The sequence below is a fragment of the Streptomyces sp. NPDC104096 genome, assembly GCF_055584385.1.
In genome coordinates this window covers 126,380-147,876 of the sequence record NZ_JBVJMD010000011.1, presented here as the reverse complement: position 1 = coordinate 147,876, position 21,497 = coordinate 126,380, and the positions used below count along the sequence as shown (strand labels likewise).

Sequence of the window (21,497 nt, the reverse complement as noted above, 5' to 3'; positions counted from 1 at the left end):
CTCGATTCCGTCAACTCCCGTCACAGCTGTCTCTTTTGGCTTTATGGTGTAACCGGTCGAACGTTCTGAACGCGTTCAGAAAATGCCCCGGAGGGGGCGCGACGGGGAGGGAATCGCACATGCGCAAGGGGGCAAAGTCCGCCGTGGTGGCCACGGTGTTCACCGTGATGGTGGGCGGAGCGGGATACGGCGCCTACAACTTCGTGTCCGCGCTGAACGAGAGCGCGGAAGGCGGGGTGTCGGCGAAGGCGGGCGAGGCGACCCCCGTGCGGACCGGCCCGCCGAGCGGAGCCGAGGTGAAGGAGACCACCGCGGCCTTCTTCGCGGCCTGGGAGAAGGGGGACGCGGCCAAGGCGGCGGGGTTCACGAACAACGACACCAAGGCCGAACCGCTGCTGACCTCGTACGGCCAGGACGCCCACATCACGGGGGTGCGGATCACGCCGGGCACCGCGAGCGGCGCCACGGTCCCCTTCAGGGTCAGGGCGACGGTGTCGTACGACGGGAAGTCCGAGCCGCTCGACTACGGCAGCAGGCTGACGGTGGTGCGCGGGGTCACCACCGGGCGGGCACTGGTCGACTGGCAGCCCTCGGTCGTGCACCCGCAACTGACCGGCATGGACGACACCCTGGTCACCGGCGAGTCGGCGAAGCCGCCGATCGAGGCCGTGGACCGGAACGGGAAGGTCCTGACGAAGGAGAAGTACCCCTCCCTCGGGCCGATCCTGGACGAGCTGCGCGACAAGTACGGCGCGCAGGCGGGCGGCACGCCGAGCGTGGAGCTGAGCATCCGGCACGCCGACGGCAACGCCGCCGACACCACGCTGCTGACCCTGGCCAAGGGCAAGGCGGGACGGCTGCCGACGACGCTCAGCGCGAGCGCGCAGGCCGCGGCCGAACGGGCGGTCGAGAAGTACGCCGAGTCGTCCGTGGTGGCCGTGCAGCCGAGCACCGGCGAGGTGCTGGCCGTCGCCAACCACCGGGGCGACGCCTTCAACGCGGCCTTCCTGGGCCGGCTGGCCCCCGGCTCCACCATGAAGATCATCAGCGCGGCGACCCTGATCGACAACGGGATCACGACCGCGAACGGTCCCGCGCCCTGCCCTGACAACGCTGTCTGGCAGAGCCAGACCTTCCACAACCTGAAGAACATGCCGCCGGACGAGCACGCCACCCTCTCCGACAGCTTCTCGCGCTCCTGCAACACGGCGTTCGTGAAGTACGCGGACGAGGTCAAGGTCGACTCCCTGACCCAGGAGGCCCAGAACCGGTTCGGGCTCGGGCAGGACAACTGGAAGACCGGCATCCCGTCCTTCGACGGCTCCGTCCCGGCCTCCGGCGGCCCGGACACCGCCGCCAACCTGATCGGCCAGGGCCAGGTCCAGATGAGCCCGCTGAACATGGCCTCGGTGACGGCGACCGCGATGACGGGCGCCTTCCACCAGCCGGTGATCGTGCCCCGCAGCCTCGACGACCGCGAACTCGCCACCGCGCGGGGTCTGCCGGCCGGCACGGTCCAGCAGCTGCGTTCCATGATGAACCGCACGGCCACCAGCGGCACCGCGGCCCGCGCGATGTCCGGCCTGAGCGGCCGCATCGGCGCGAAGACCGGCTCCGCCGAGGTCGACGGCCAGGCGAAGTCGAACAGCTGGTTCACCGGCTACCGCAACGACGTCGCGGCGGCTGCCATGACCCAGGAGGGCGGCCACGGCGGCGACGCGGCGGGCCCGATCGTGGCGGCGGTGCTGGGCGCGGCCGGCTGAGGCGGCCCGCACGGCCGGACAGCGCCCCCCCGGCCGGGCCCGCGCGGCCGGTGCGCCGCCCCCACGGCCGGTGCGCCGCCCCCACGGCCGGTGCGCGGCCGCTCGTGCGGGTGGTCCACGTCACGCGCACAGGACGGGACTCTAGGCTGGTCGCGTCGTTGGGTTGTGTGAGGGAAACGTGGACGGCGGGGCGAGGGGCCCTGGGAAGCGCGGAGGGCAGGGCTGTGGGCAAGCGGAGACGGGTCGCCGAGCAACGGCGGCGTACGAGACCTGCGGTGGTCGGCGGGATCGTCGCCGTGGTGGTGGCGGGCGCAGGCCTCGGGGGGTACGCGCTGTTCGGCGGCGGCGCCTCGGCCGAGGACGGGGCGACGGCCTCGTCCGACAAGCCGAAGGTCAAGACCGGCCCGCTGTCGGCGACCGAGGTCACCACCACGGCCGGGCGGTTCCTGACGGCCTGGCAGCAGGGCAGTCCCACCCTGGCCGCGGCGGCCACGGACGACTCCGCGGCCGCGACCGCCCTGCTGACCGGCTACACCAAGGACGCCCATGTCACCGGCGTCACCCTCACCGCGGGCACCCGCGTCGGCGACAAGGTGCCGTTCTCGGTGAAGGGCACGGTGACGTACAAGGGCGTCAGCAAGCCGCTCGCGTACGACAGCGCGCTCACCGTCGTGCGCCGGGCCTCGGACGGCAAGCCGCTGGTCGGCTGGCACGCCTCCGTCGTCCATCCCGACCTCCAGGACGGCGACACGCTCGTCACCGACGACTCCGACACCCCTCCGGTGACGGCCCTGGACCGGAACGGCGGGGAGATCACCACCGCCAAGTACCCGTCGCTGGGCCCGGTGCTGGACGGACTGCGCGAGAAGTACGGCAAGATCGCGGGCGGCAGGGCGGGCATCGAACTGCGGGTGGCGCGCGGGAAGGCCTCGAAGGCCGGCAAGGCCTCCGACAAGACCCTGCTGGAGCTGAGCAAGGGCACCCCGGGCACGGTGAAGACCACGCTGAGCCCGACCCTCCAGGCGGCGGCCGAACAACAGGTCACCAAGCAGGCCCGGGCGTCGGTGGTCCTCATGCGCCCGTCCACCGGCGAGATCCTCGCGGTCGCCAACACCAGCCACACCTTCAACACGGCGTTCCAGGGCTCCCTCGCGCCCGGCTCCACGATGAAGGTCATCACCTCCTCGCTGCTGATCGAGAAGAACCTCGCGTCGGCGGACAAGAAGCACCCCTGCCCCAAGACCTTCAGCTACGGCGGCTGGAAGTTCCACAACGACGACGACTTCGAGATCAAGGACGGCACGTTCAAGGCGAGCTTCGCGCGCTCCTGCAACACGGCCTTCATCAGCCAGGCGGGCAAGCTCTCGGACTCCGACCTGACCAACCAGGCACAGCAGGTCTTCGGACTGTCGATGAACAACTGGGCGGTCGGTGTGCCCACCTTCGACGGTGAGGTGCCGCCGCAGAGCAAGGCGCAGAAGGCGGCCGAGCTGATCGGCCAGGGCGGGGTGCGGATGAACCCGCTGAACATGGCCTCCGTCGCCGCGACGGTGAAGTCGGGCACCTTCCGCCAGCCCTACCTGGTCTCCTCGAAGACCGACGGCCGCACACTGGCCACCGCCACGCGCACCCTGTCCGGCGGGACGCTGGCGCAGCTGCGCGAGCTCATGCAGTACACCGCCGCCTACGGCACCGCCGCGGAGGCGATGTCGGGGCTCGGCCCGGACTACGGCGCCAAGACCGGCTCGGCCGAGGTGGACAACCAGGAGAAGCCGAACGGCTGGTTCACGGCGTACCGCGGGGACCTCGCGGCCGCCGGCGTCGTCCAGGCGGGCGGCCACGGCGGCGACACGGCCGGCCCGATCGTGGCGGCACTGCTGCGGATGGGCGGCTGAGCCGACCGGACCCCGGGCCCGCCGCCGTCCTGGAGCAGGGGGTGGAGCGGTCCGGGGGCGAGGCGTCCCACGGACGGCCGCCGTCCCGCCGGGGCGGTGGCCGCCCTCAGTTGGACAGGGGCATGGGCACGGCCGTGTACGTGTGGCGCAGGAAGCGGATCAGCGTCTTCGTGTCGAACTGCACCACCGAGACCCCCTGCGGCGAGTGGAACTCGACGACGGTCTGGACCCGGCCGCACGGCCACACCCGTACGTCCCCCGACCCCGCCGGGGCACGCAGCCCCTCCTCCAGCAGCGACCGGGAGAACGTCCACTCGCGCCGGCCGGCGAGGGCGATGCGCACGACCCGGGGATCGGCGTCCGGGTCGTAGCGCAGCCGCACGGGGGCCGCCTCGGGCTCCGCCCGGTCGTTCTCGTCGGTGACGATGTGGGCTCGCGCGTACTGCTCGACTACAGACATCGACGACCCCTCACCATGCGTGACCGAATCGGAATCTACTTCTCCGCCTCCTCTCCAATGTCGCATATTTCATGGAATGCGCCCCTCGGGGCGGGTGTCCCGTTCAAGCGATGCACGATGCACGAGCATCTCGCTCTTGCAACTCGTTCGCATTAAGCCACTATCATCGAACGGTGCATGTGCCTGACGGATTCATCAACGCCCCCACCTCCGCCGTGACCGGAGTCGTCGCCGCGGGAGCCGTCGCCGTGAGCCTGCGCGGCGCCCGCCGCGAGCTCGACGAGCGCACGGCCCCGCTGGCCGGACTCGTGGCCGCGTTCATCTTCGCCGTGCAGATGCTGAACTTCCCGGTCGCGGCCGGGACCAGCGGACATCTGCTGGGCGGCGCGCTCGCCGCGATACTCGTGGGCCCCTTCACCGGGGTCCTGTGCGTGTCCGTGGTCCTGCTCATGCAGGGCATCCTCTTCGCCGACGGCGGCCTGACCGCGCTCGGCGTCAACATCACCGACATGGCGATCGTGACGACGGTGGTCGCCTACGCCGTCTTCCGCGGCCTGCTGCGGGTGCTGCCGCGCAAGCGGCGGTCGGTGACGGTCGCCTCCTTCGTCGCCGCCCTGCTCTCCGTCCCGGCCGCCGCCGTGGCGTTCACGCTGGTGTACGCGGTCGGCGGCACCACGGACGTCTCCCTCGGCAAGGTCGCCACCGCCATGGTCGGCGTGCATGTGCTGATCGGCATCGGCGAGGCCGTGATCACCGCGCTGACCGTCGGCGCCGTGATCGCCGTACGCCCCGACCTCGTCCACGGCGCGCGCGGGCTCGAACAGCGGCTGAAACTGCGCGTGAACGGCGACCTGGTCGACGTCCCCGCCGCCACGCCGGCCCCGGTGGCCGCCCGCACCTCCCGGCGCACGCTGTGGATCAGCGGTCTCGTCGCCTCCCTCGCGCTGGCCGGCTTCGTCAGCTTCTACGCCTCCGCCGCCCCCGACGGCCTGGAGAAGGTCGCCCACGACCAGGGCATCGACCGCAAGGCCGAACGGCACGCGTCCGACGGCTCCCCGCTGGCCGGCTACGGCGTCAAGGACGTCGACGACGCGCGCCTGTCCGGCGGTCTCGCGGGCGTGATCGGCGTCGGCGTCACCGTCGTCGCGGGCAGCGCGGTGTTCTGGACGGTGCGCAGGCGCCGTACGGCCGACGCGTCGCCCGCCTCCGTGTCCGCGGGCGCCTGAGGTGGGGGCGGGACACGCGCACCGGCTCTACCGGCACGGCCACTCCCCCGTGCACGGGCTGCCGCCGCACACCAAGCTGGCCGCCGCGTTCGCCTTCGTGGTGGTCGTGGTGTCGACCCCGCGGGAAGCGATGTGGGCGTTCGGCCTGTACGCCGCCCTGCTGGCCCTGGTCGCGTACGCCGCGCGCGTACCGGCCGGGTTCCTGCTGAAGCGACTGCTGATCGAGGTGCCGTTCGTCGCGTTCGCCGTCCTGATGCCGTTCGTGGCGGAGGGCGAACGGGTGGACGTGCTCGGCCTGTCGCTGAGCGTCTCCGGCCTGTGGGGCGCCTGGAACGTGCTCGCCAAGGGCACCCTCGGCGTCGCCGCCTCCGTCCTGCTGGCCTCCACCACCGAGCTGCGCGAACTCCTGCTCGGCCTGCAACGCCTGAAGCTCCCGCCGCTGCTGGTGCAGATCGCCTCCTTCATGATCCGGTACGGCGACGTCATCACCGACGAGATGCGGCGGATGCGCATCGCCCGGGAGTCGCGCGGCTTCGAGGCGAAGGGCGTACGGCACTGGGGAGTGCTCGCGAAGTCCGCGGGCGCCCTGTTCATCCGCTCCTACGAACGCGGCGAGCGGGTGCACCTGGCCATGGTCAGCCGCGGGTACGCCGGCGCGATGCCGGTCATCGACGAGGTGACCGCTTCCCGGGCGCAGTGGTCGTACGCACTCGCCCTCCCCTTCGCCGCCCTCGTCGTATGTCTGCTGGGATGGACGCTGTGACACCTTCACTGGACGTGGCCGGACTGGCCTTCGCGTACCCCGACGGCCACCAGGCCCTGTTCGGCGTGGACTTCAGCATCGCGCGCGGCGAACGGGTCGCGCTGCTCGGGCCGAACGGCGCGGGCAAGACGACGCTCGTACTGCACCTCAACGGCATCCTGACCGGCGGCGCGGGCACGGTGACGGTCGCGGGGCTGCCGGTCGGCAGGAAACACATGGCCGAGATCCGCCGCCGGGTGGGCATCGTCTTCCAGGACCCCGACGACCAGCTCTTCATGCCGACCGTCCGGGAGGACGTGGCCTTCGGTCCCGCCGCGGCCGGGCTGAAGGGGGCGGAACTGGAGCGGCGGGTGGACCGCGCGCTGGAGCAGGTCGGCATGGCGGGGTTCAAGGACCGCCCGCCGCACCACCTCTCCTTCGGGCAGCGCCGCCGGGTGGCCGTGGCGACCGTGCTGGCGATGGAGCCCGAGATCCTGGTCCTGGACGAGCCCTCGTCGAACCTGGACCCCGCCTCCAGACGCGAACTCGCGGACATCCTGCGGTCGTTGGACGTGACCGTGCTGATGGTCACGCACGACCTGCCGTACGCGCTCGAACTGTGCCCGAGAGCGCTGGTCCTGAGCGAGGGCGTGATCGCGGCCGACGGGCGCACCGGCGAACTGCTCTCGGACGACGCGCTGATGCGTTCCCACCGCCTGGAACTCCCCTTCGGCTTCGACCCGCGCTCGGTGACAATGGGCGCGTGACGCACCAAGAGGACGCCGGGCCGGGCACCGGTCCGGACGCCGAGCCGCTGCTGCTGGACGACCAGTTGTGCTTCGCGCTGTACGCGGCCCAGCGCGCGGTGACGGCGGCCTACCGTCCGCTGCTCGACGAACTCGGCCTCACCTATCCGCAGTACCTGGTGCTGCTGGTGCTCTGGGAGCGGGGCGAGCTCACCGTCAAGGAGCTGACCGAGGCGCTGCGGCTCGACTACGGCACGGTCTCGCCGCTGCTGAAGCGGCTGGAGTCGGCGGGCCTGGTGCGCCGGGAGCGCTCCGCGCACGACGAACGCTCGGTGTCCGTCGCCGTCACCGGGCGCGGGGAGGCGCTCAGGGAGCGTGCGGCACGGGTGCCGGGCGCCCTGCTCACGGCGACGGGGCTCGACGCGACGGCGGTGGCGAGGCTGCGCGAGGAGCTGCGGGAGCTGACCGGACGGGCGCTCGACGCGGCCGGCCGGCTCCGCTGAACCCTCGCCCGCGAGTATTACCCGCGGTTACTCCCCCCGTCCCCCGGCCCGCCCATACCGGCCGGTACCTTGTGCACGATGCATCTGTAACTTCCGTGCCGTCTGCCGTTTGTGCAACGCCCTGGGGGAGGTCCGCCGTGATCGAAGGCGCCGCTGTCGACACCCGCCCGACAAAGATCATGTATGTCGCCGAGGCCACCGCGCACGGCGGCCGCAACGGCTATGTCACCAGCCAGGACGGCCAGATCGACCTGAAGGTCGCGATGCCCCCGGCGCTGGGCGGCGACGGCGACGGCACCAATCCGGAGCAGCTGTTCGCGGCCGGCTACAGCTCCTGCTTCCACAACGCGCTGATCCTCGTCGGCAACCGCGCGGGCTACGACCTGGCCGGCTCCACGGTCGCCGCGAAGGTCGGCATCGGCCCCAACAAGACCCACGGCTACGGCCTCGCGGTCGCCCTGAGCGTGTCCCTCCCGGTGCTCGACGCGGAGATCGCCGCGAAGCTCGTGGACGCGGCCCACCAGGTCTGCCCCTACTCCAACGCCACCCGCGGCAACATCGACGTGACCATCGTCCTGGGCTGAGACGCCCCCGCCGGCCGCCCCGGCCGGGGCCACCCCGTGGAATCGAAGGCCGGACGGGTGTGTTGCACTGACTGTCGTAAGTCAGTGCAGGGAAGGGGCTCCGGACGTGATCGTGAACGGCACAGTGGCCGAGGGCTTCGAGCCGGTCGGGGAAGCGTTCGCACGGAACTTCGAGGTGCTCGGGGACCGGGGCGCGGCGGTGGCCGTCTACCGGGACGGGCACCGGGTCGTGGACCTGTGGGGCGGCACCCGGGACGTCGACGGCACGGCGCCCTGGGAGCGGGACACCGCCCAGATAGTGCGCTCGGCCACCAAGGGCGTGGCCGCCGCCGCGCTCCTGCTGCTGCACCAGCGCGGTGAGCTGGACCTGGAGGAGCCGGTCGGCACCTACTGGCCCGAGTACAAGGCGGCGGGCAAGGAGCGGACCCGCGTCGCGGACGTGCTGGCGCACCGCGCGGGCGTGCCGGTGCTGGACCGGCCGCTGAGCCCCGCCGAGGCGGCCGATCCCGACCTCGGGGCGGCGGCGGTCGCCGCGCAGGCGCCGGTCTGGGAGCCGGGCACGGCGCACGGCTACCACGCACAGACCTACAGCTGGCTGACCGGCGAACTGGTCCGGCGGATCACGGGCCTGCCGGTCGGCGAGTGGATCGCGGCCGAGATCGCCGGACCGGCCGGCGCCGACCTGCGGCTCGGGCTCACCCCGGCCGAGGCCGGCCGGGTGGGCCGGGTCGGGCAGATCGAGCCCCCGGCGGGCGCGGGCGCCCTGCGGGTGCGGCCCACGCGGGCCGTCGCCGACGCCTACGCCGACCCCGAGTCCCTGACCCGCCGCGCCTTCGCCGCGATCACGCCACAGCCGGACGAGAACGACCCGGCGTACCGGGCGGCGGCGCTGCCCGCCTCCAACGGCATCGCGACGGCCGACGGACTGGCCCGCTTCTACGCCTCCCTGATCGGCGAAGTCGACGGCGGGCAGCGGCTGTTCACCCCGCGGACGATGGAACTGGCCCGGGGCGAGCGGTCCGCGGGCGCCGACCGCGTCCTGGTCGTCGGCACCCGCTTCGGCCTGGGCTACATGCTGCACGGCGCGGCCTCGCCGCTGCTGTCCCCCACCTCCTTCGGCCACCCCGGCCGCGGCGGCGCGCTCGGCTTCGCCGACCCCGAGTCGGGTCTCGCCTTCGGCTATGTGACGAACGGGTTCAGGACGAGCGTGACGGCCGATCCGCGGGCACAGGCCCTGGTACGGGCGGTACGCGAGGCACTGCCCCGCTGACCGGCGACGGCCGCGGCCGGGTCGCGGAACCCGGCCGCCCGGCCACAGACGCGTCCTAGACGTGGATCGCGTGCGAGATCCGCCCCGACTCGGCGTCGATCTCCCCGTGCGCCTTGCTCAGCAGTTGCATGGCCATCTCGTTCAGCGCACGGGCGGCCGCCACCTCCTCCCCCACTCTCGGCTGATTGGAGTCGGAGTGGTGACGGCTGGCGTGACCGTGCCCGCGTACCTCGGTGCCGTCGGGCAGGCGCACCATCGCGACCGCGCGCGTGTGCTGGTCGTCCTCCATGAACTCCATCTCGACATGCCATCCCACTGCGGTGTGCATCATGACGATCACCTCCACAAACACCTGCTTCCAGGGTGCCCCTCCCCACGCCCCACCGCACCCACGGAGCCCCACGGGTCCCCGTTTCCACAACCGGGTCGCCCGCCCGCACCGACCCGGGGCCGGCTAACCGGCGTGCAGCATCAGCCCGATGCCCACCACCAGCAGTCCGGCCGCCGCGATCCGCGGCACCCCGAAACGCTCCTTGAAGAACAGCGCACCGATCCCCGCGCCGACGATGATCGACGATTCGCGCAGCGCCGCGACCGGGGCCAGGTCGGCCTTCGTCTGCGCCCACAGCACCAGCGCGTACGCCGCCACGGACAGGGCCGCGCCGAGCAGCCCGAGCGCGGCGAAGGGGCGCAGCAAGGAAGGGAGTTCGCCGCGGCGGCGGCCGAGGGCGTACAGCGGGACGACCCCGCCCTGGAGGGCCATCAGCCACGCGATGTAGCCCAGGGGCGAGCCCGAGGCGCGTACCCCCAGCCCGTCGACGACCGTGTACCCGGCGATGGTCAGACCCGTCGCCAGCGCGGCGCCGATCGCCACCCAGGGGGGACGGCGCCCGCGCAGCCCCCACAGCGCGACCCCGGTGAGGCCCGCGCAGGACACGAGGACGCCCGCGGCCGCCCAGCCGTCCGGCACCTCGTGCGCGAAGGCGGCGGCGAGCACGGTGACCACGAGCGGCGCGCTGCCCCGGGCGATCGGATAGGCCTGGCCGAAGTCGCCCAGCCGGAACGAGGTCATCAGCAGCGCGGTGTAGGCGATGTGGATGGCGGCGGACGCCAGGAGGTACGGCCAGGCCCGTGCCTGCGGGAACGCCGTGAACGGCGCCACCGTCAGTCCGATCAGCAGGCCGCCGCCCGCGATCAGCGTGAACCCGACCAGTTTGTCGGTGATCCGGTGCGCGATCGCGTTCCAGGACGCGTGCGTGACCGCGGCCAGGAGGACGGCCGCGGTCACGAGCGGGGTCACCGAGCGAGCTCTCGCACGTCCACCAGGGTGGCGCCGGCGTGGGCGATCAGGGCCTTCGGCTCCATCGGAAAGACGCTGTACGGGGTGCCGGCGGCGGCCCAGACCACGTCGTGCGCGAGCAGGGAGCGGTCGGCGAGCACCCGGGTCGCCGTGCGGTGCCCGAAGGGCGGTACGCCTCCGATGGCGTACCCGGTCGTCTCGCGCACCACGTCGGCCCTGGCCCGGGTCACCTTCGCGGCCCCGAGCTCCTCGCGCACGAGCTCCAGGTCCACCCGGGAGGCGCCGTCCATGAGCACCAGCACCGGCACGCCTCCCCCAATCTCTCGGCTCCGCTCGAGCAGGGGGGACCCCCATGCCGCGAAGATCAACGACTTGCAGATCTGGCTCAGCTCGCAGCCGATCGCGGCGGCCGCCTCCTCCGCGGTGCGGGTGGCGTCCGGGAAGCGCCGTACCCGCCCGTGCAGTTCGGCGAGTCCCGTCTCGCGCAGGGCCTCGGCGAACCGGGGGTGTGCTGCGGAGCCTTCTGCGGCCGTGCCGTCGGTCGTCGTCATGAACGGCACGCTAGCGGTCCGTGTACCGGGCAGGCGAACGGGTTCCGCGGGCCGGGCGCGCGCCGGACCGGCCGAGGGCCGGGTCCCGAACGCATGCGCGAGGCCGGTGAGGGCACCCCGTCCCCACGGAGCCCTCACCGGCCGGTCCTTCGGCGCGGCGGCGTCAGACGTGCGCCGGCTCGCGGTGCGCGTCCGGTTCCGTGTCGCCGGAACCGCCGGCGCGGCTCAGGCCCTCGCCCTCCACGTCCATGTTCGGCAGGGCACGGTCCAGCCACCGCGGCAGCCACCAGGCCTTGCGGCCGAGCAGCGCGAGCACCGCCGGGACGACGGCCATCCGGACGACGAACGCGTCGAAGAAGACCGCGATCGCCAGGCCGAAGCCGATCATCTTGATCATCGACTCGCTGGAGCCGATGAAGCCGGAGAAGACGGCGATCATGATGACGGCCGCGGCGGTGACCACCCGGGCGCCGTACCGGAAGCCGGTGACGACGGCCTGGCTCGGCTTCTCCCCGTGCACGTACGCCTCACGCATCCGGGTCACGAGGAAGACCTCGTAGTCCATGGCCAGTCCGAAGACCACGCCCACCATGAAGATCGGCATCATCGACATGATCGGGCCGGTCTGCTCGACGCCCAGCAGGCCGGACAGCCAGCCCCACTGGAAGACCGCGACCACGGCGCCCAGCGCCGCCATCACGCTCAGCAGGAAGCCGAGCGCGGCCTTCAGCGGGACCAGGATCGAACGGAAGACCATGATCAGCAGGAGGAAGGCGAGACCGACCACCAGCACCAGGTAGGGGATCAGGGCGTCGTTCAGCTTCTGCGAGAAGTCGATGTTCATCGCGGTCGAGCCGGTGACCAGCACCGTCGCGCCGGTGTCCGCCTTGATCCCGGCGCCCGTGTCGCGGATGCCGTGCACCAGGTCCTCGGTGGTGACGGAGGACGGCTTGGAGTCCGGGATCACGGTGATCGTCGCGGTGTCGCCGGCCTCGTTGAACGTCGCCGGGGTGACCGTCACGACGTCGTCGAGCCCCTTGATCTCGTCGCTCACCTCGGCGACGGCCGCCTTCGGGGAGTCGCTCGCGCCGGCGTCGACGACGACCATCAGCGGGCCGTTGAAGCCGGGCCCGAAGCCGTCCGACAGCAGGTCGTACGCCCGGCGCTGGGTGGTCGACACCGGCTGGGAGCCGTCGTCGCCGAGGCCCAGTTCGAGGGAGCCGGCCGGGACGGCCGCCGCGCCGAGTCCGATCACGCCCAGCAGCAGCACGGCCACCGGCCGCCGTACGACGAAGCTGGCCCAGCGCGCGCCCATGTTGGGCCGGCCCGGACGCTCGGCCGCCTTGCGGGCGGCGCGGGCGCCGCCCAGCAGCCTGCTCTTCGTCCCGGCGGGCTGCACCTTGCGCCCGACGTAACCGAGCAGCGCGGGGATCAGGGTCAGGGCGATCAGGACCGCGATCGCGACCGTGCCCGCCGCCGCGACACCCATCTTGGTCAGCATCGGGATGTTGACGACCGAGAGGCCGACCAGCGCGATGACCACCGTCAGGCCCGCGAAGACCACCGCGGAGCCCGCCGTGCCGACGGCCCGTCCGGCCGCCTCCTCGCGCTCCCGGCCCTCGGCCAGCTCGGCCCGGTAGCGGGAGACGATGAACAGCGCGTAGTCGATGCCGACCGCGAGGCCGATCATCATGGCGAGGGTGGACGTGGTGGAGCCCAGGTCCAGCGCGTTCGCCAGTGCCGTGATCGTGGACACGCCGATGCCGACGCCGATCAGGGCGGTCAGCAGGGGCAGACCGGCCGCGATCAGCGAACCGAAGGTGATGACCAGGACCACCGCGGCGATCGCGATGCCGATGACCTCCGTGGAGCCGGTCTCGGGCGCCGCGGTCAGCGCGTCACCGCCGATCTCGACGGTCAGCCCGCCGTCGCGGGCGTGCTGCGCCGCCTCGTTCAGGGCGTCCTTGGCGGCGTCCTTCAGTTCCATGCCGGAGACGTCGTACTTCACGGACGCGTAGGCGATCGTGCCGTCCTGGCTGACCGCGTGGGTCTTGAACGGGTCGGCGACGGAGGTGACCTCGGAGCCGGTGGACAGCTCCTCGACCGCCTTGCCGACGGTGGCCTTGTTGCCGGCGTCCGTGATCTTCTCGCCGCCGGGCGCCTTGAAGACGACCCGTGCGGTGGCGCCGTCGGCGCTCATCCCGGGGAAGCGCTGTTCCAGCAGGTCGAAGGCTTTCTGCGCCTCGGTGCCGGGGATGGAGAACGACGTGCTGCCGGCCGCGGGGGCGTTGGCCGCGCCGACACCGGCGAGGGTCAGCAGCGCGACCCATATCAGGGCGACGAAGTGCCGTCGCCGAAAGGCGAACCGGCCGAGTCTGTAGAGGAAAGTGGCCACGAGGGCGAACTCCCGGTCAGTCGTGGGGGTTTTCGGGGCAGGGTTCATCAGCCCGACGACATGAGCGGATACGTCAGGTGGAGCCTGGCTCGGGGATGCGTCAGACGGTGGGAACGCCGAGGGCGGGGAGGACCACGGCGTCGATGTACGAGGCGAGGAATTCCTGCGTCGGTGGATGGTCGTCGATCAGCGCCCGGGTGGCGAAGGCGCCGATGAGCATGTGCACCACGTACTCCAGCGCGGGGCAGTCGGCGCGGATCTCACCGCGGTCGATGGCCCGTCGCAGCAGCGTGCGGAACTCTTCCATCTCCGGCTCGACGAGCAGTTCCTTGAACGCCCGCAGCAGGTCCGGGTTGGTGTGCACCGCCATGAACAGGCCCCGCATCAGCGCGGAGTTCCGTTCCATGGTGCAGTCGTCCTCGCGCGAGACGAGCATACGGAAGTCGCCTCTGAGGGACCCGGTGTCGATGTCGCCCGCGCGGCCCGGCTTGCTGTGCCGGATCGCCTTGGCGACGAGTTCCGGCTTGCCGCCCCACTGGCGGTAGAGCGTCGCCTTGCTGGACCGGGTGCGGGCGGCCACGGCGTCCATGGTGAGGGCGTCGTAGCCGACTTCCCGGAGCAGGTCGAGCACGGCCTCGTACAACTCGGCCTCGCGCTCGGGCGTGATCCGACTGCGCCGCGCGGTCGCGACCTCGGTCATGCCACTCACCACTTCCCGCTCCGGCGTGCGCTTCGGACGACATTCTTCCGTACGACGTCGTTCCGTACGTCGTCCTCGTACACGACGAATGTAGCGCAGCCTTCGTGCGAAACGAAACCGTTTCGTACGTGTGCTGAGTCACCCTCGGGCGACACGCACCCTTTTTCACGAGTTGCCCGGGGCCATTCGGCGGAAAAGCATGGGGAGGTGAGCTATCTGCGTCTGCCCCATCTCCACGAAGACCTGCTGTGCTTCGTCGCCGAGGACGACCTCTGGCTGACCTCGCTCGACGGGCCCGGCCGCGCCTGGCGCCTCACCGTCGACCGCACCAAGGTCGGCCACCCCCGCTTCTCCCCCGACGGCCGCGACATCGCGTACACGACCTGGCGCAGTCTCGTCCCCGAGATCCACCTCGCGCCGGTGGACGGCGGGCCCGGCCGAAGACTCACCTACTGGGGCAGCGCCGACACCCAGGTCTGCGGCTGGACCCCGGACGGCGACATCCTCGCCGTCGCCTCCCACGGCCAGCCCTTCCCCTACTTCACCTGGGCCTACAAGGTGCCCACCGACGGCGACCCCGGCGGCCGGATGCCCTGGGGCCCGGTCTCCGACATCCAGGTCGCCGACCTCGACGGGGACCGCAAGACCCTCCTGCTGACCGGCACCCCGCCGCACGAACCCGCCGTCTGGAAGCGCTACCGCGGCGGGGCCATGGGCCGCCTGTGGCTGCACGGGAAACAACTGGTCCCCGACATCGGCGGCCACCTCCAGTCCCCGGTGTTCGCCGACGGACGGATCGCGTTCCTCTCCGACCACGAGGGCATCGGCAACCTCTACTCGTGCGCCTACGACGGCTCCGACCTGCGCCGCCACACCGACCACGACGCCTTCTACGCCCGGCACGCCTCCAGCGACGGCACCCGCGTGGTGTACCAGTGCGCGGGCGACCTGTGGATCGTCGACGACCTGAGCCCGCGCTCCGTCCCGCGCAGGCTCGACATCCGGCTGGGCGGGCCGCGCGCCGGCCGCCGCCCCTACCAGGTACCCGCCGCCCAGCACGTGGACGGCATCTCCGTGGACGAGACCGGGCGGGCCGGCGCCGTCGTGGTGCGCGGCAGCCTGTACTGGCTGACCCACCGGGACGGCCCCGCCCGCACCATCACCGACACCCCGGGCGTACGGGTGCGGCTGCCGGAGATGCTCGGCTCCGGCGGACAGGTCGCGTACGTGACGGACGCGGAGGGCGAGGACGCCGTCGAGATCGCCTACCTGCCCAGGGCCACCGGCGACCGCCCGCCCAGGCGGCTGGCCTCCGGGGAACTGGGACGGGTCCTGGAACTGGTCTCCGACCCGGAGGGCGAGCGCATCGCCATCGCCTCGCACGACGGACGGCTGCTGCTGATCGACGCCACCGAGGAGTCCAACGAAGAGGCGACCGAACTGATCCGGTCCGTCAACGGGCCGGTGCGCGACCTCGCCTTCTCCCCCGACGGCGCCTGGCTGACCTGGTCGCACCCGGGCATCGGGCGGTCGCTGCGGCAGATCAAGATGGCCCGGATCGCCCACAACGGCGGGACCGGCCTCGTCGTCGACGTCACCAACGGCCGCTTCGAGGACGAGAACCCGGTGTTCACCCGGGACGGGCGGTATCTGGCCTTCCTGTCCTGGCGCGGCTTCGACCCGGTGTACGACGTGCACACCGGCGACCTGTCCTTCCCGCTGGGCTGCCGCCCCTACCTGGTGCCGCTGTCGTCGGCGACCCCCTCCCCGTTCGCCCTGACCCCGGAGGGCCGCCCGGCCGCCGGCGGGCTGGACCCGATGGAGGACGAGGGCGGCGACGGCGCGGTGACCGTGGAGGTCGAGGGGCTGGAGAGCCGGGTGACACCGTTCCCGGTGACCGCCTCCAAGTACTCGGCGCTGTACCCGGTCGCGGGCGGCGGCCTGGTCTGGCTGCGCTGGCCGATCTCGGGCGCGCTGGGCGAGACCTTCGCCAACCCCGACGACACCAGCGGGCGGCCCACGCTGGAGCACTTCAACATCACCAAGGCCAAGAAGTCCGAACTCGTCGACCACCTGGACTGGTTCGCGGTGAGCGGGGACGGGACCCGGCTGGTCGTGGTCGACGAGGGCGAGCTGCGCGCGGTGCCGTCCGGCGAGGCCGGCGACAGCGACAGCACCGTCTGGATCGACCTGCGGCGCATCCTGCACGAGGTCGACCCGGCCGCCGAGTGGCGTCAGGCGTACGACGAGGCCGGCCGCCTCATCCGCGCCTACTTCTGGGACCCGGGGATGTGCGGCGTCGACTGGGACGGGGTGCTGGATCAGTACCGGCCGCTGGTCGAGCGGGTCGCCTCCCCGGACGAGTTCGCCGACCTGCTGCGCGAGGTGCTGGGCGAACTCGGCACCTCGCACGCCTACGTCACCCCCTCGCGCCGCAACGAGGGCCCGCCGCACTACCAGCGCCGCCAGGGCCTGCTGGGCGCCAACCTGGTCTGCCGGGACGGCGGCTGGATGGTCAAACGGATCCTGCCCGGCGACTCCTCCGACTCCAAGGCCCGCTCCCCGCTGGCCGGCACCGGCATCCGCCAGGGAGCCGTCCTCACCCATGTGGACGGGCGGCCGGTGGACCCGGTGACCGGCCCGTACCCGCTGCTGGCGGCCGCGGGCGGCACGACGGTGGAACTCACCTTCGCCCCCGCGGAGGGCAAGGCGGGCCGGTCCCGGCGGGTGGCCGTGGTGCCGCTCACCGACGACCGGCCGCTGCGCTACCAGGACTGGGTGACCAAGCGCCGCGAGGTCGTGCGGGAACTGGGCGCCGGACACTGCGGCTATCTGCACATCCCCGACATGGGCGGCTCCGGCTGGGCCCAGTTCAACCGGGACCTGCGCATGGAGGTCTCCCGGCCCGCGCTCATCGTGGACGTACGCGGCAACGCCGGCGGCCACATCAGCGAACTGGTCGTGGAGAAACTCACCCGCCGGATCCTCGGCTGGGACCTGACGCGCGACGCCCAGCCGGTGTCGTACGCCTCGAACGCCCCCAGGGGCCCGGTGGTCGCCCTCGCCGACGAGGCCACGTCCTCCGACGGCGACATGATCACCGCGGCCTTCAAGCTGCTGAACCTCGGCCCGGTGGTCGGCCAGCGCACCTGGGGCGGAGTGGTCGGCATGACCGGACGGCACCAGCTGGGCGACGGCACCGTGATCACGGTGCCGATGAACGCGGCCTGGTTCGACGCCTACGGCTGGTCCATCGAGAACCACGGCGTGCTGCCCGACCTGGAGGTGCTGCGCACCCCCCTGGACTGGGCGGAGGGACGGCACGCCCAGCTCGACGACGCCGTGCAGCTCGCCCTGGACCTGCTGGAGACCAACCCGCCGGCGACCCCGCCGGACCGCAGCCGGGTACCGGACCGGTCCCGGCCGAAGCTGCCGCCGCGGAGCTGAGAACGCCGGAGCGGAGCGCCGGCCGGGCACCGTCCGGTCGGCGCGCCGGCGAGCGGCCGGCCGCAGGGAACCCGAGGACGCGAGGAAGGGGTGCCCCTCGTCAGGGGCACCCCTTGCTCATTCAGCTTGGTTCAGCGAGGAAGTCCGCTTCAGGCGTCGTAGTCCTGGTTGAAGCGGTCCTCCTGCTCACGGACGCTGCGCTCCGTGTCACGCTGCGGCTCACGACCCCGCTGTTGCGACTGCTGGGCGCGCTGCTTGGCCTCGTCGGCCTTCTGCTTGCCCTTCTGCTGCATCTGCTGGGCCTGGTCCTGGAACTTGTCCTTCATACCCATGTGGGTTCACTCCCGTGTTGGGGGGGGAAGGCCCTTGATCGGGCCTCGACCAGATTCACACGGCCGGACACGGAGCGCATGTCGATCAGTCACGGTGCGTGACGCGGGCCTGTTCGTCGGCCGCTCCACCCGCTCCCACCAGGCCCGATCGCATCCCCTGCAACCTGGGCGCGAACCGGCGCATCTCCCGCTGCCCGACGCTCCCGATGAGCCCCGGCAGATATCCGCGCACCCCCTGCATCCCGCGCAGCCACCACTGCCCGTACACATGGGCCGACCGCCGTTCGATGCCGGCCACCAGCCGGTCCACCGCCGGGCCCAGCGGGTAGGTCTTGTTCGACGGCCACGGCAGCCGCTGCCGCAGCTCCCGCATCACCTCGTCCTGGTCGGCCCCGCGCACCATGTCCGTGTCGGTCCAGGACAGGTACCCCACCCCGACCCGGACGCCCTGGTGGCCGACCTCGGCGCGCAGGCTGTGCGCGTACGCCTCCACGCCCGACTTGGACGCGCAGTACGCGGTCATCATCGGGGCGGGGGTGATGGCGGCCAGGGAGGCGATCTGGAGCAGATAGCCGCGGCTGGCCACCAGCGCCGGGAGGAAGGCGCGGGCGGTCACCGCCGAGCCGATCAGGTTGACCTCGATCACCCGCCGCCAGGCGCCCGGGTCGGAGTCGGCGAACGGCCCGCCGGTGGCGACCCCGGCGTTGGCGACGACGATGTCGACCTTCCCGAACCGCTCCACGACCTCCCGCGCGACCCGGGCCATGGCCTCGTCGTCGGTCACGTCGGCGCACCAGTGGGCGCTGTCGCCGTGCAGCCGCTCCGAGACCTGCTTGAGGGCGTCCGGCTCCAGCCCCACCAGCGCCACCTCGGCGCCGCGCGCGGACAGCTTGCGCGCGAGCTGCTCCCCCACGCCGCGCGCGGCTCCCGTGACGACCGCGACCTGTCCCTCGAGACCGACCCTGCTCATGCGCCCTCCTTGACCTGTACGTACGTGGTGACGAGTGCCCGGATCCGCCCGGTGACCAGCTCGGGCGCCTCGACGGGCGTCATGTGGCCGAGGCCGGGGAGTTCGGTGAGGCCGACGCAGTGCGGCAGCGCGGCGGCCAGCGAGCGGGCGTGCACCGGCGGGGTCAGCCGGTCGGCGGTGCCCACGACCACCTCGGCCGGCGCCGTCAACTCCGTCACCCCGTGGTCGAGGTCGAGCAGGTCGAGCACCTGCGACCAGGCGTGCCTGACCCGGCGCGGGCACGCGTGCACGATCCGCGCGCAGGCGTCGACCATGTGCGGCGCGGAACCGGCGCCCATGGTGGCGTACTTGAGGATCCGGCGGGCGACCGGCGTGACCGGTCCGAGCGGCGCCCTCGACCCGAGGACGTGCCGGGTCAGCCAGGTCCGCAGCGCACCGGCCCGGATCGGTACGACGGTCGCCTCGGCGACCAGCCGCGAACTGCCCGTGCTGCACAGCAGGACGGCCGCCGCGTGCGCGCGGAACCCCGGGCGGGCGGCGGCGGCCAGCACCGTCATGCCGCCCATGGAGTGCCCGACGATCACCGCCTTCTCGCCGGGCGCGAGGGTCGCCTCCAGTACGGCTTCCAGGTCGTCGGCGAGCGCGTCCGTGCCGCAGTCCCGGCTCGCCGGACTGCGTCCGTGGCCGCGCTGGTCGTAGGCGATCACCCGGTGGTCGACGGCCAGGTCGCGGATCTGGGCCGCCCAGAACGCGGTGGAGCAGGTCCAGCCGTGGGCGAGGACGACGGGCGGGGCACCCTCGGGGCCGTGCACCTCGACATGGAGTGCGGCGCCGTCGGCGGAGACGGCGGTCAGCTCGCGGGCGGGGACGGGCGGGGCGTAGACGTCCACGGCGGCGGGGGCGGGACGGCTCATGCGCTCGCCTCCGACTTCCGGGCGGCGCCGGACTTCCCGGGCTTCCCGGACTGCCCGGCGGATTCGGCGAGTTCGACGGCTTCGACAGGTTCGGCGGCGCCGGACCGCACGGACCGCCGGTCGGCCGGGGCGCGCAGCACCTCGTACTCCGTGAGGTCCACCCGTCGGGTCTCGCGCCGGAACTCGCTCGTCGTCCCCGGCCAGATGGTGGTGTTGCGCCCGCTCGCGTCCAGGTACCAGCTGGTGCAGCCGCCGGTGTTCCACACCGTGCGCTTCATCCGGTCCTGCACCCGGCGGTTCCAGGCGTTCACCGCGCTCGGCCGGGCGACGAGGGCCGCGCGCCCGCCGAGCACGTCCAACTGCCGCATGTAGTCGGCCAGGTAGTTCAGCTGGGACTCGATCATGAGGATCATGGAGGAGTTGCCCAGGCCGGTGTTGGGCCCGATGATCGTCATCCAGTTGGGGAAGCCGGCCGCGGAGGCGCCCCGCAGGGACTGCATACCGCCCTTCCACGACTCGGCGAGCGTGCGCCCGTCGGCCCCGACCACCCGCTCGGCGATGGGCATGTCGGTGACGTGGAAGCCGGTGCCGAAGACGATCACGTCGGCCTCGGTCTCGGTGCCGTCGACGGCGACCAGGGTGGAGCCGCGGACCTCGCGCAGCCCGCTCGCCACCACGTCCACGTTGGGCCGGGCGAGGGCCGGGTAGTACTCGCTGGACAGCAGGATCCGCTTGCAGCCGATCCGGTAGTCGGGGGTCAGCTTGGCCCGCAGGGCCGGGTCCTTGATCGCACGGGTCATGTTGCGCCGGGCCAGCCGCTCGACGAAACCGAGTTCGTCCGGGTGCTTGGTGAACGCCTGGACCTGCAACTCCCTTATGCCCCACAGCAGTCCGCGGCGCAGCCGCGAGGTGAGCGGCACGGCCCGGTGCAGCGCCCGCTCGGCCCCGGTGATCGCGCGGTCGACGCGGGGCATCACCCACGGCGGGGTGCGCTGGAACAGGGTGAGCCGGCCGACCTCGGGCTGGACGGCGGGCACGATCTGGATCGCGGACGCCCCCGTGCCCACCATCGCGACCCGCTTGCCGCGCAGTTCCTGGCCGTGGTCCCAGCGGGCCGAGTGGAAGACCGCGCCGGGGAAGGAGTCGAGCCCCGGGATGTCCGGGATCCTCGGGTCGGACAGCGGTCCGGTGGCGGAGACGACGACGTCGGCGCGCAGCCGCCCGCTCGTGGTCTCGATCTCCCAGTACAGCCCCTGCGGGTCCCAGGTCATCCTCGTCACTTCGGAGTCGAAGCGGATGTGGGGCCGCAGGTGGAAGAGGTCCGTCACGTGCTCCAGGTAGGCGCGGATGTGCTCCTGCCCGGAGAAGGTGCGCGGCCAGTCCGGGTTGGGCGCGAAGGAGAACGAGTACAGGTGGGACGGGACGTCGCAGGCACAGCCGGGATAGCTGTTGTCCCGCCAGGTGCCGCCGACGCCGCCGGCCCGCTCCAGGACGACGAAGTCGGTGATCCCCTCGCGTCGCAGCCGTACGGCCGCCCCGAGTCCGCCGAACCCGGACCCGATCACCGCCACCCGTACATGCTCGTGCTCGTGCTCGGCCATCCCTGAGCCTCCACGCATCGCCTCGGACTCCGCCAGTGAACACTGGCGCAATGGGGAGAGTAGAGCAGTGGCGTACCGATGGGTAGGGGGCGTGGGCA

At 72.4% G+C, this 21,497-nt stretch carries 19 protein-coding genes; 9 read left to right on the top strand and 10 right to left on the bottom strand.

The window, feature by feature from the left end; all coding sequences use genetic code 11:
- The first annotated feature begins 119 nt into the window (after positions 1-119).
- On the top strand, positions 120-1,763 hold the full coding sequence (locus ACZ60B_RS15070; RefSeq protein WP_469386937.1) for a penicillin-binding transpeptidase domain-containing protein: 1,644 nt from the start codon (positions 120-122) through the stop codon (positions 1,761-1,763).
- A gap of 224 nt (positions 1,764-1,987) precedes the next feature.
- Positions 1,988-3,658 (top strand): penicillin-binding transpeptidase domain-containing protein, encoded by a 1,671-nt coding sequence (locus tag ACZ60B_RS15065; RefSeq protein WP_469386935.1) that lies wholly within the window; start codon positions 1,988-1,990, stop codon positions 3,656-3,658.
- A 106-nt stretch (positions 3,659-3,764) separates the two neighbouring features.
- Here the strand turns inward: ACZ60B_RS15065 and ACZ60B_RS15060 are convergent, their stop codons facing one another.
- Entirely contained in the window at positions 3,765-4,118 is a 354-nt protein-coding gene (locus tag ACZ60B_RS15060) for an SsgA family sporulation/cell division regulator (RefSeq protein WP_469386933.1), read from the bottom strand.
- 173 nt (positions 4,119-4,291) lie between these two features.
- Between ACZ60B_RS15060 and ACZ60B_RS15055 the strand changes: the two genes are divergently transcribed.
- The 6 genes from ACZ60B_RS15055 to ACZ60B_RS15030 all read left to right on the top strand — a co-directional run bounded on the left by ACZ60B_RS15055 (position 4,292) and on the right by ACZ60B_RS15030 (position 9,189).
- The gene (locus ACZ60B_RS15055; protein WP_469386931.1) at positions 4,292-5,344 is read left to right on the top strand and encodes an energy-coupling factor ABC transporter permease; all 1,053 of its coding nucleotides are present in this window, start codon (positions 4,292-4,294) and stop codon (positions 5,342-5,344) included.
- A 1-nt stretch (position 5,345) separates the two neighbouring features.
- Positions 5,346-6,107 (top strand): cobalt ECF transporter T component CbiQ, encoded by a 762-nt coding sequence (cbiQ, locus tag ACZ60B_RS15050; protein ID WP_469386928.1) that lies wholly within the window; start codon positions 5,346-5,348, stop codon positions 6,105-6,107.
- Entirely contained in the window at positions 6,095-6,853 is a 759-nt protein-coding gene (locus tag ACZ60B_RS15045; protein WP_469386926.1) for an energy-coupling factor ABC transporter ATP-binding protein, read from the top strand. Before cbiQ ends, ACZ60B_RS15045 begins: the two co-directional genes overlap by 13 nt.
- Complete coding sequence (locus ACZ60B_RS15040; RefSeq protein ID WP_469386924.1) at positions 6,850-7,335, top strand: MarR family winged helix-turn-helix transcriptional regulator; 486 nt, start codon at positions 6,850-6,852, stop codon at positions 7,333-7,335. The genes ACZ60B_RS15045 and ACZ60B_RS15040 overlap by 4 nt, the downstream gene beginning before the upstream one ends.
- A 179-nt stretch (positions 7,336-7,514) precedes the next feature.
- A complete protein-coding gene (locus ACZ60B_RS15035; RefSeq protein WP_202919796.1) occupies positions 7,515-7,919 on the top strand; it encodes an organic hydroperoxide resistance protein in 405 nt (134 codons plus the stop codon).
- 106 nt (positions 7,920-8,025) lie between these two features.
- Positions 8,026-9,189 (top strand): serine hydrolase domain-containing protein, encoded by a 1,164-nt coding sequence (locus tag ACZ60B_RS15030; protein ID WP_469386922.1) that lies wholly within the window; start codon positions 8,026-8,028, stop codon positions 9,187-9,189.
- 55 nt (positions 9,190-9,244) lie between these two features.
- On the opposite strand, the gene ACZ60B_RS15025 is transcribed toward ACZ60B_RS15030, so the two are convergent.
- The 5 genes from ACZ60B_RS15025 to ACZ60B_RS15005 form a co-directional block, all read right to left on the bottom strand.
- The gene (locus ACZ60B_RS15025) at positions 9,245-9,520 is read right to left on the bottom strand and encodes a DUF1876 domain-containing protein (protein WP_469386919.1); all 276 of its coding nucleotides are present in this window, start codon (positions 9,518-9,520) and stop codon (positions 9,245-9,247) included.
- 123 nt (positions 9,521-9,643) lie between these two features.
- Positions 9,644-10,489: an EamA family transporter gene (locus tag ACZ60B_RS15020; RefSeq protein WP_469386918.1), complete on the bottom strand. Its 846-nt coding sequence runs from the start codon at positions 10,487-10,489 to the stop codon at positions 9,644-9,646.
- Positions 10,486-11,040, bottom strand: coding sequence for a YbaK/EbsC family protein (locus ACZ60B_RS15015; protein ID WP_469386916.1), 555 nt, complete (start codon positions 11,038-11,040; stop codon positions 10,486-10,488). The genes ACZ60B_RS15020 and ACZ60B_RS15015 overlap by 4 nt, the downstream gene beginning before the upstream one ends.
- 163 nt (positions 11,041-11,203) lie before the next feature.
- The gene (locus tag ACZ60B_RS15010; protein WP_469386913.1) at positions 11,204-13,435 is read right to left on the bottom strand and encodes an MMPL family transporter; all 2,232 of its coding nucleotides are present in this window, start codon (positions 13,433-13,435) and stop codon (positions 11,204-11,206) included.
- Positions 13,436-13,535: 100 nt separating this feature from the next.
- Complete coding sequence (locus tag ACZ60B_RS15005) at positions 13,536-14,135, bottom strand: TetR/AcrR family transcriptional regulator (RefSeq protein ID WP_469386911.1); 600 nt, start codon at positions 14,133-14,135, stop codon at positions 13,536-13,538.
- 207 nt (positions 14,136-14,342) lie between these two features.
- Here ACZ60B_RS15005 and ACZ60B_RS15000 point away from each other — a divergent pair, with 207 nt between their 5' ends.
- Complete coding sequence (locus ACZ60B_RS15000) at positions 14,343-17,582, top strand: S41 family peptidase (RefSeq protein WP_469386909.1); 3,240 nt, start codon at positions 14,343-14,345, stop codon at positions 17,580-17,582.
- 149 nt (positions 17,583-17,731) lie between these two features.
- Here ACZ60B_RS15000 and ACZ60B_RS14995 read toward each other — a convergent pair whose 3' ends face one another.
- From ACZ60B_RS14995 to ACZ60B_RS14980, 4 genes are all read right to left on the bottom strand, one after another.
- Positions 17,732-17,914, bottom strand: a complete 183-nt coding sequence (locus ACZ60B_RS14995) for a hypothetical protein (RefSeq protein ID WP_469386907.1) — start codon at positions 17,912-17,914, stop codon at positions 17,732-17,734.
- A gap of 85 nt (positions 17,915-17,999) precedes the next feature.
- Complete coding sequence (locus ACZ60B_RS14990) at positions 18,000-18,884, bottom strand: SDR family oxidoreductase (RefSeq protein WP_469386906.1); 885 nt, start codon at positions 18,882-18,884, stop codon at positions 18,000-18,002.
- Positions 18,881-19,798, bottom strand: coding sequence for an alpha/beta fold hydrolase (locus ACZ60B_RS14985; protein ID WP_469386903.1), 918 nt, complete (start codon positions 19,796-19,798; stop codon positions 18,881-18,883). Before ACZ60B_RS14985 ends, ACZ60B_RS14990 begins: the two co-directional genes overlap by 4 nt.
- Entirely contained in the window at positions 19,795-21,399 is a 1,605-nt protein-coding gene (locus ACZ60B_RS14980) for a flavin-containing monooxygenase (RefSeq protein WP_469386901.1), read from the bottom strand. Before ACZ60B_RS14980 ends, ACZ60B_RS14985 begins: the two co-directional genes overlap by 4 nt.
- Positions 21,400-21,497: the final 98 nt, after the last annotated feature.

Bases quoted from the DNA above. Each gene is read 5' to 3' on its own strand.
- ACZ60B_RS15070 (WP_469386937.1), top strand. From the start codon at position 120: ATGCGCAAGGGGGCAAAGTCCGCCGTGGTGGCCACGGTGTTCACCGTG.
- ACZ60B_RS15060 (WP_469386933.1), bottom strand. From the start codon at position 4,118: ATGTCTGTAGTCGAGCAGTACGCGCGAGCCCACATCGTCACCGACGAG.
- ACZ60B_RS15045 (WP_469386926.1), top strand. From the start codon at position 6,095: ATGGACGCTGTGACACCTTCACTGGACGTGGCCGGACTGGCCTTCGCG.
- ACZ60B_RS15035 (WP_202919796.1), top strand. From the start codon at position 7,515: ATGTATGTCGCCGAGGCCACCGCGCACGGCGGCCGCAACGGCTATGTC.
- ACZ60B_RS15025 (WP_469386919.1), bottom strand. From the start codon at position 9,520: ATGATGCACACCGCAGTGGGATGGCATGTCGAGATGGAGTTCATGGAG.
- ACZ60B_RS15015 (WP_469386916.1), bottom strand. From the start codon at position 11,040: ATGACGACGACCGACGGCACGGCCGCAGAAGGCTCCGCAGCACACCCC.
- ACZ60B_RS15005 (WP_469386911.1), bottom strand. From the start codon at position 14,135: ATGACCGAGGTCGCGACCGCGCGGCGCAGTCGGATCACGCCCGAGCGC.
- ACZ60B_RS14995 (WP_469386907.1), bottom strand. From the start codon at position 17,914: ATGGGTATGAAGGACAAGTTCCAGGACCAGGCCCAGCAGATGCAGCAG.
- ACZ60B_RS14990 (WP_469386906.1), bottom strand. From the start codon at position 18,884: ATGAGCAGGGTCGGTCTCGAGGGACAGGTCGCGGTCGTCACGGGAGCC.
- ACZ60B_RS14985 (WP_469386903.1), bottom strand. From the start codon at position 19,798: ATGAGCCGTCCCGCCCCCGCCGCCGTGGACGTCTACGCCCCGCCCGTC.
- ACZ60B_RS14980 (WP_469386901.1), bottom strand. From the start codon at position 21,399: ATGGCCGAGCACGAGCACGAGCATGTACGGGTGGCGGTGATCGGGTCC.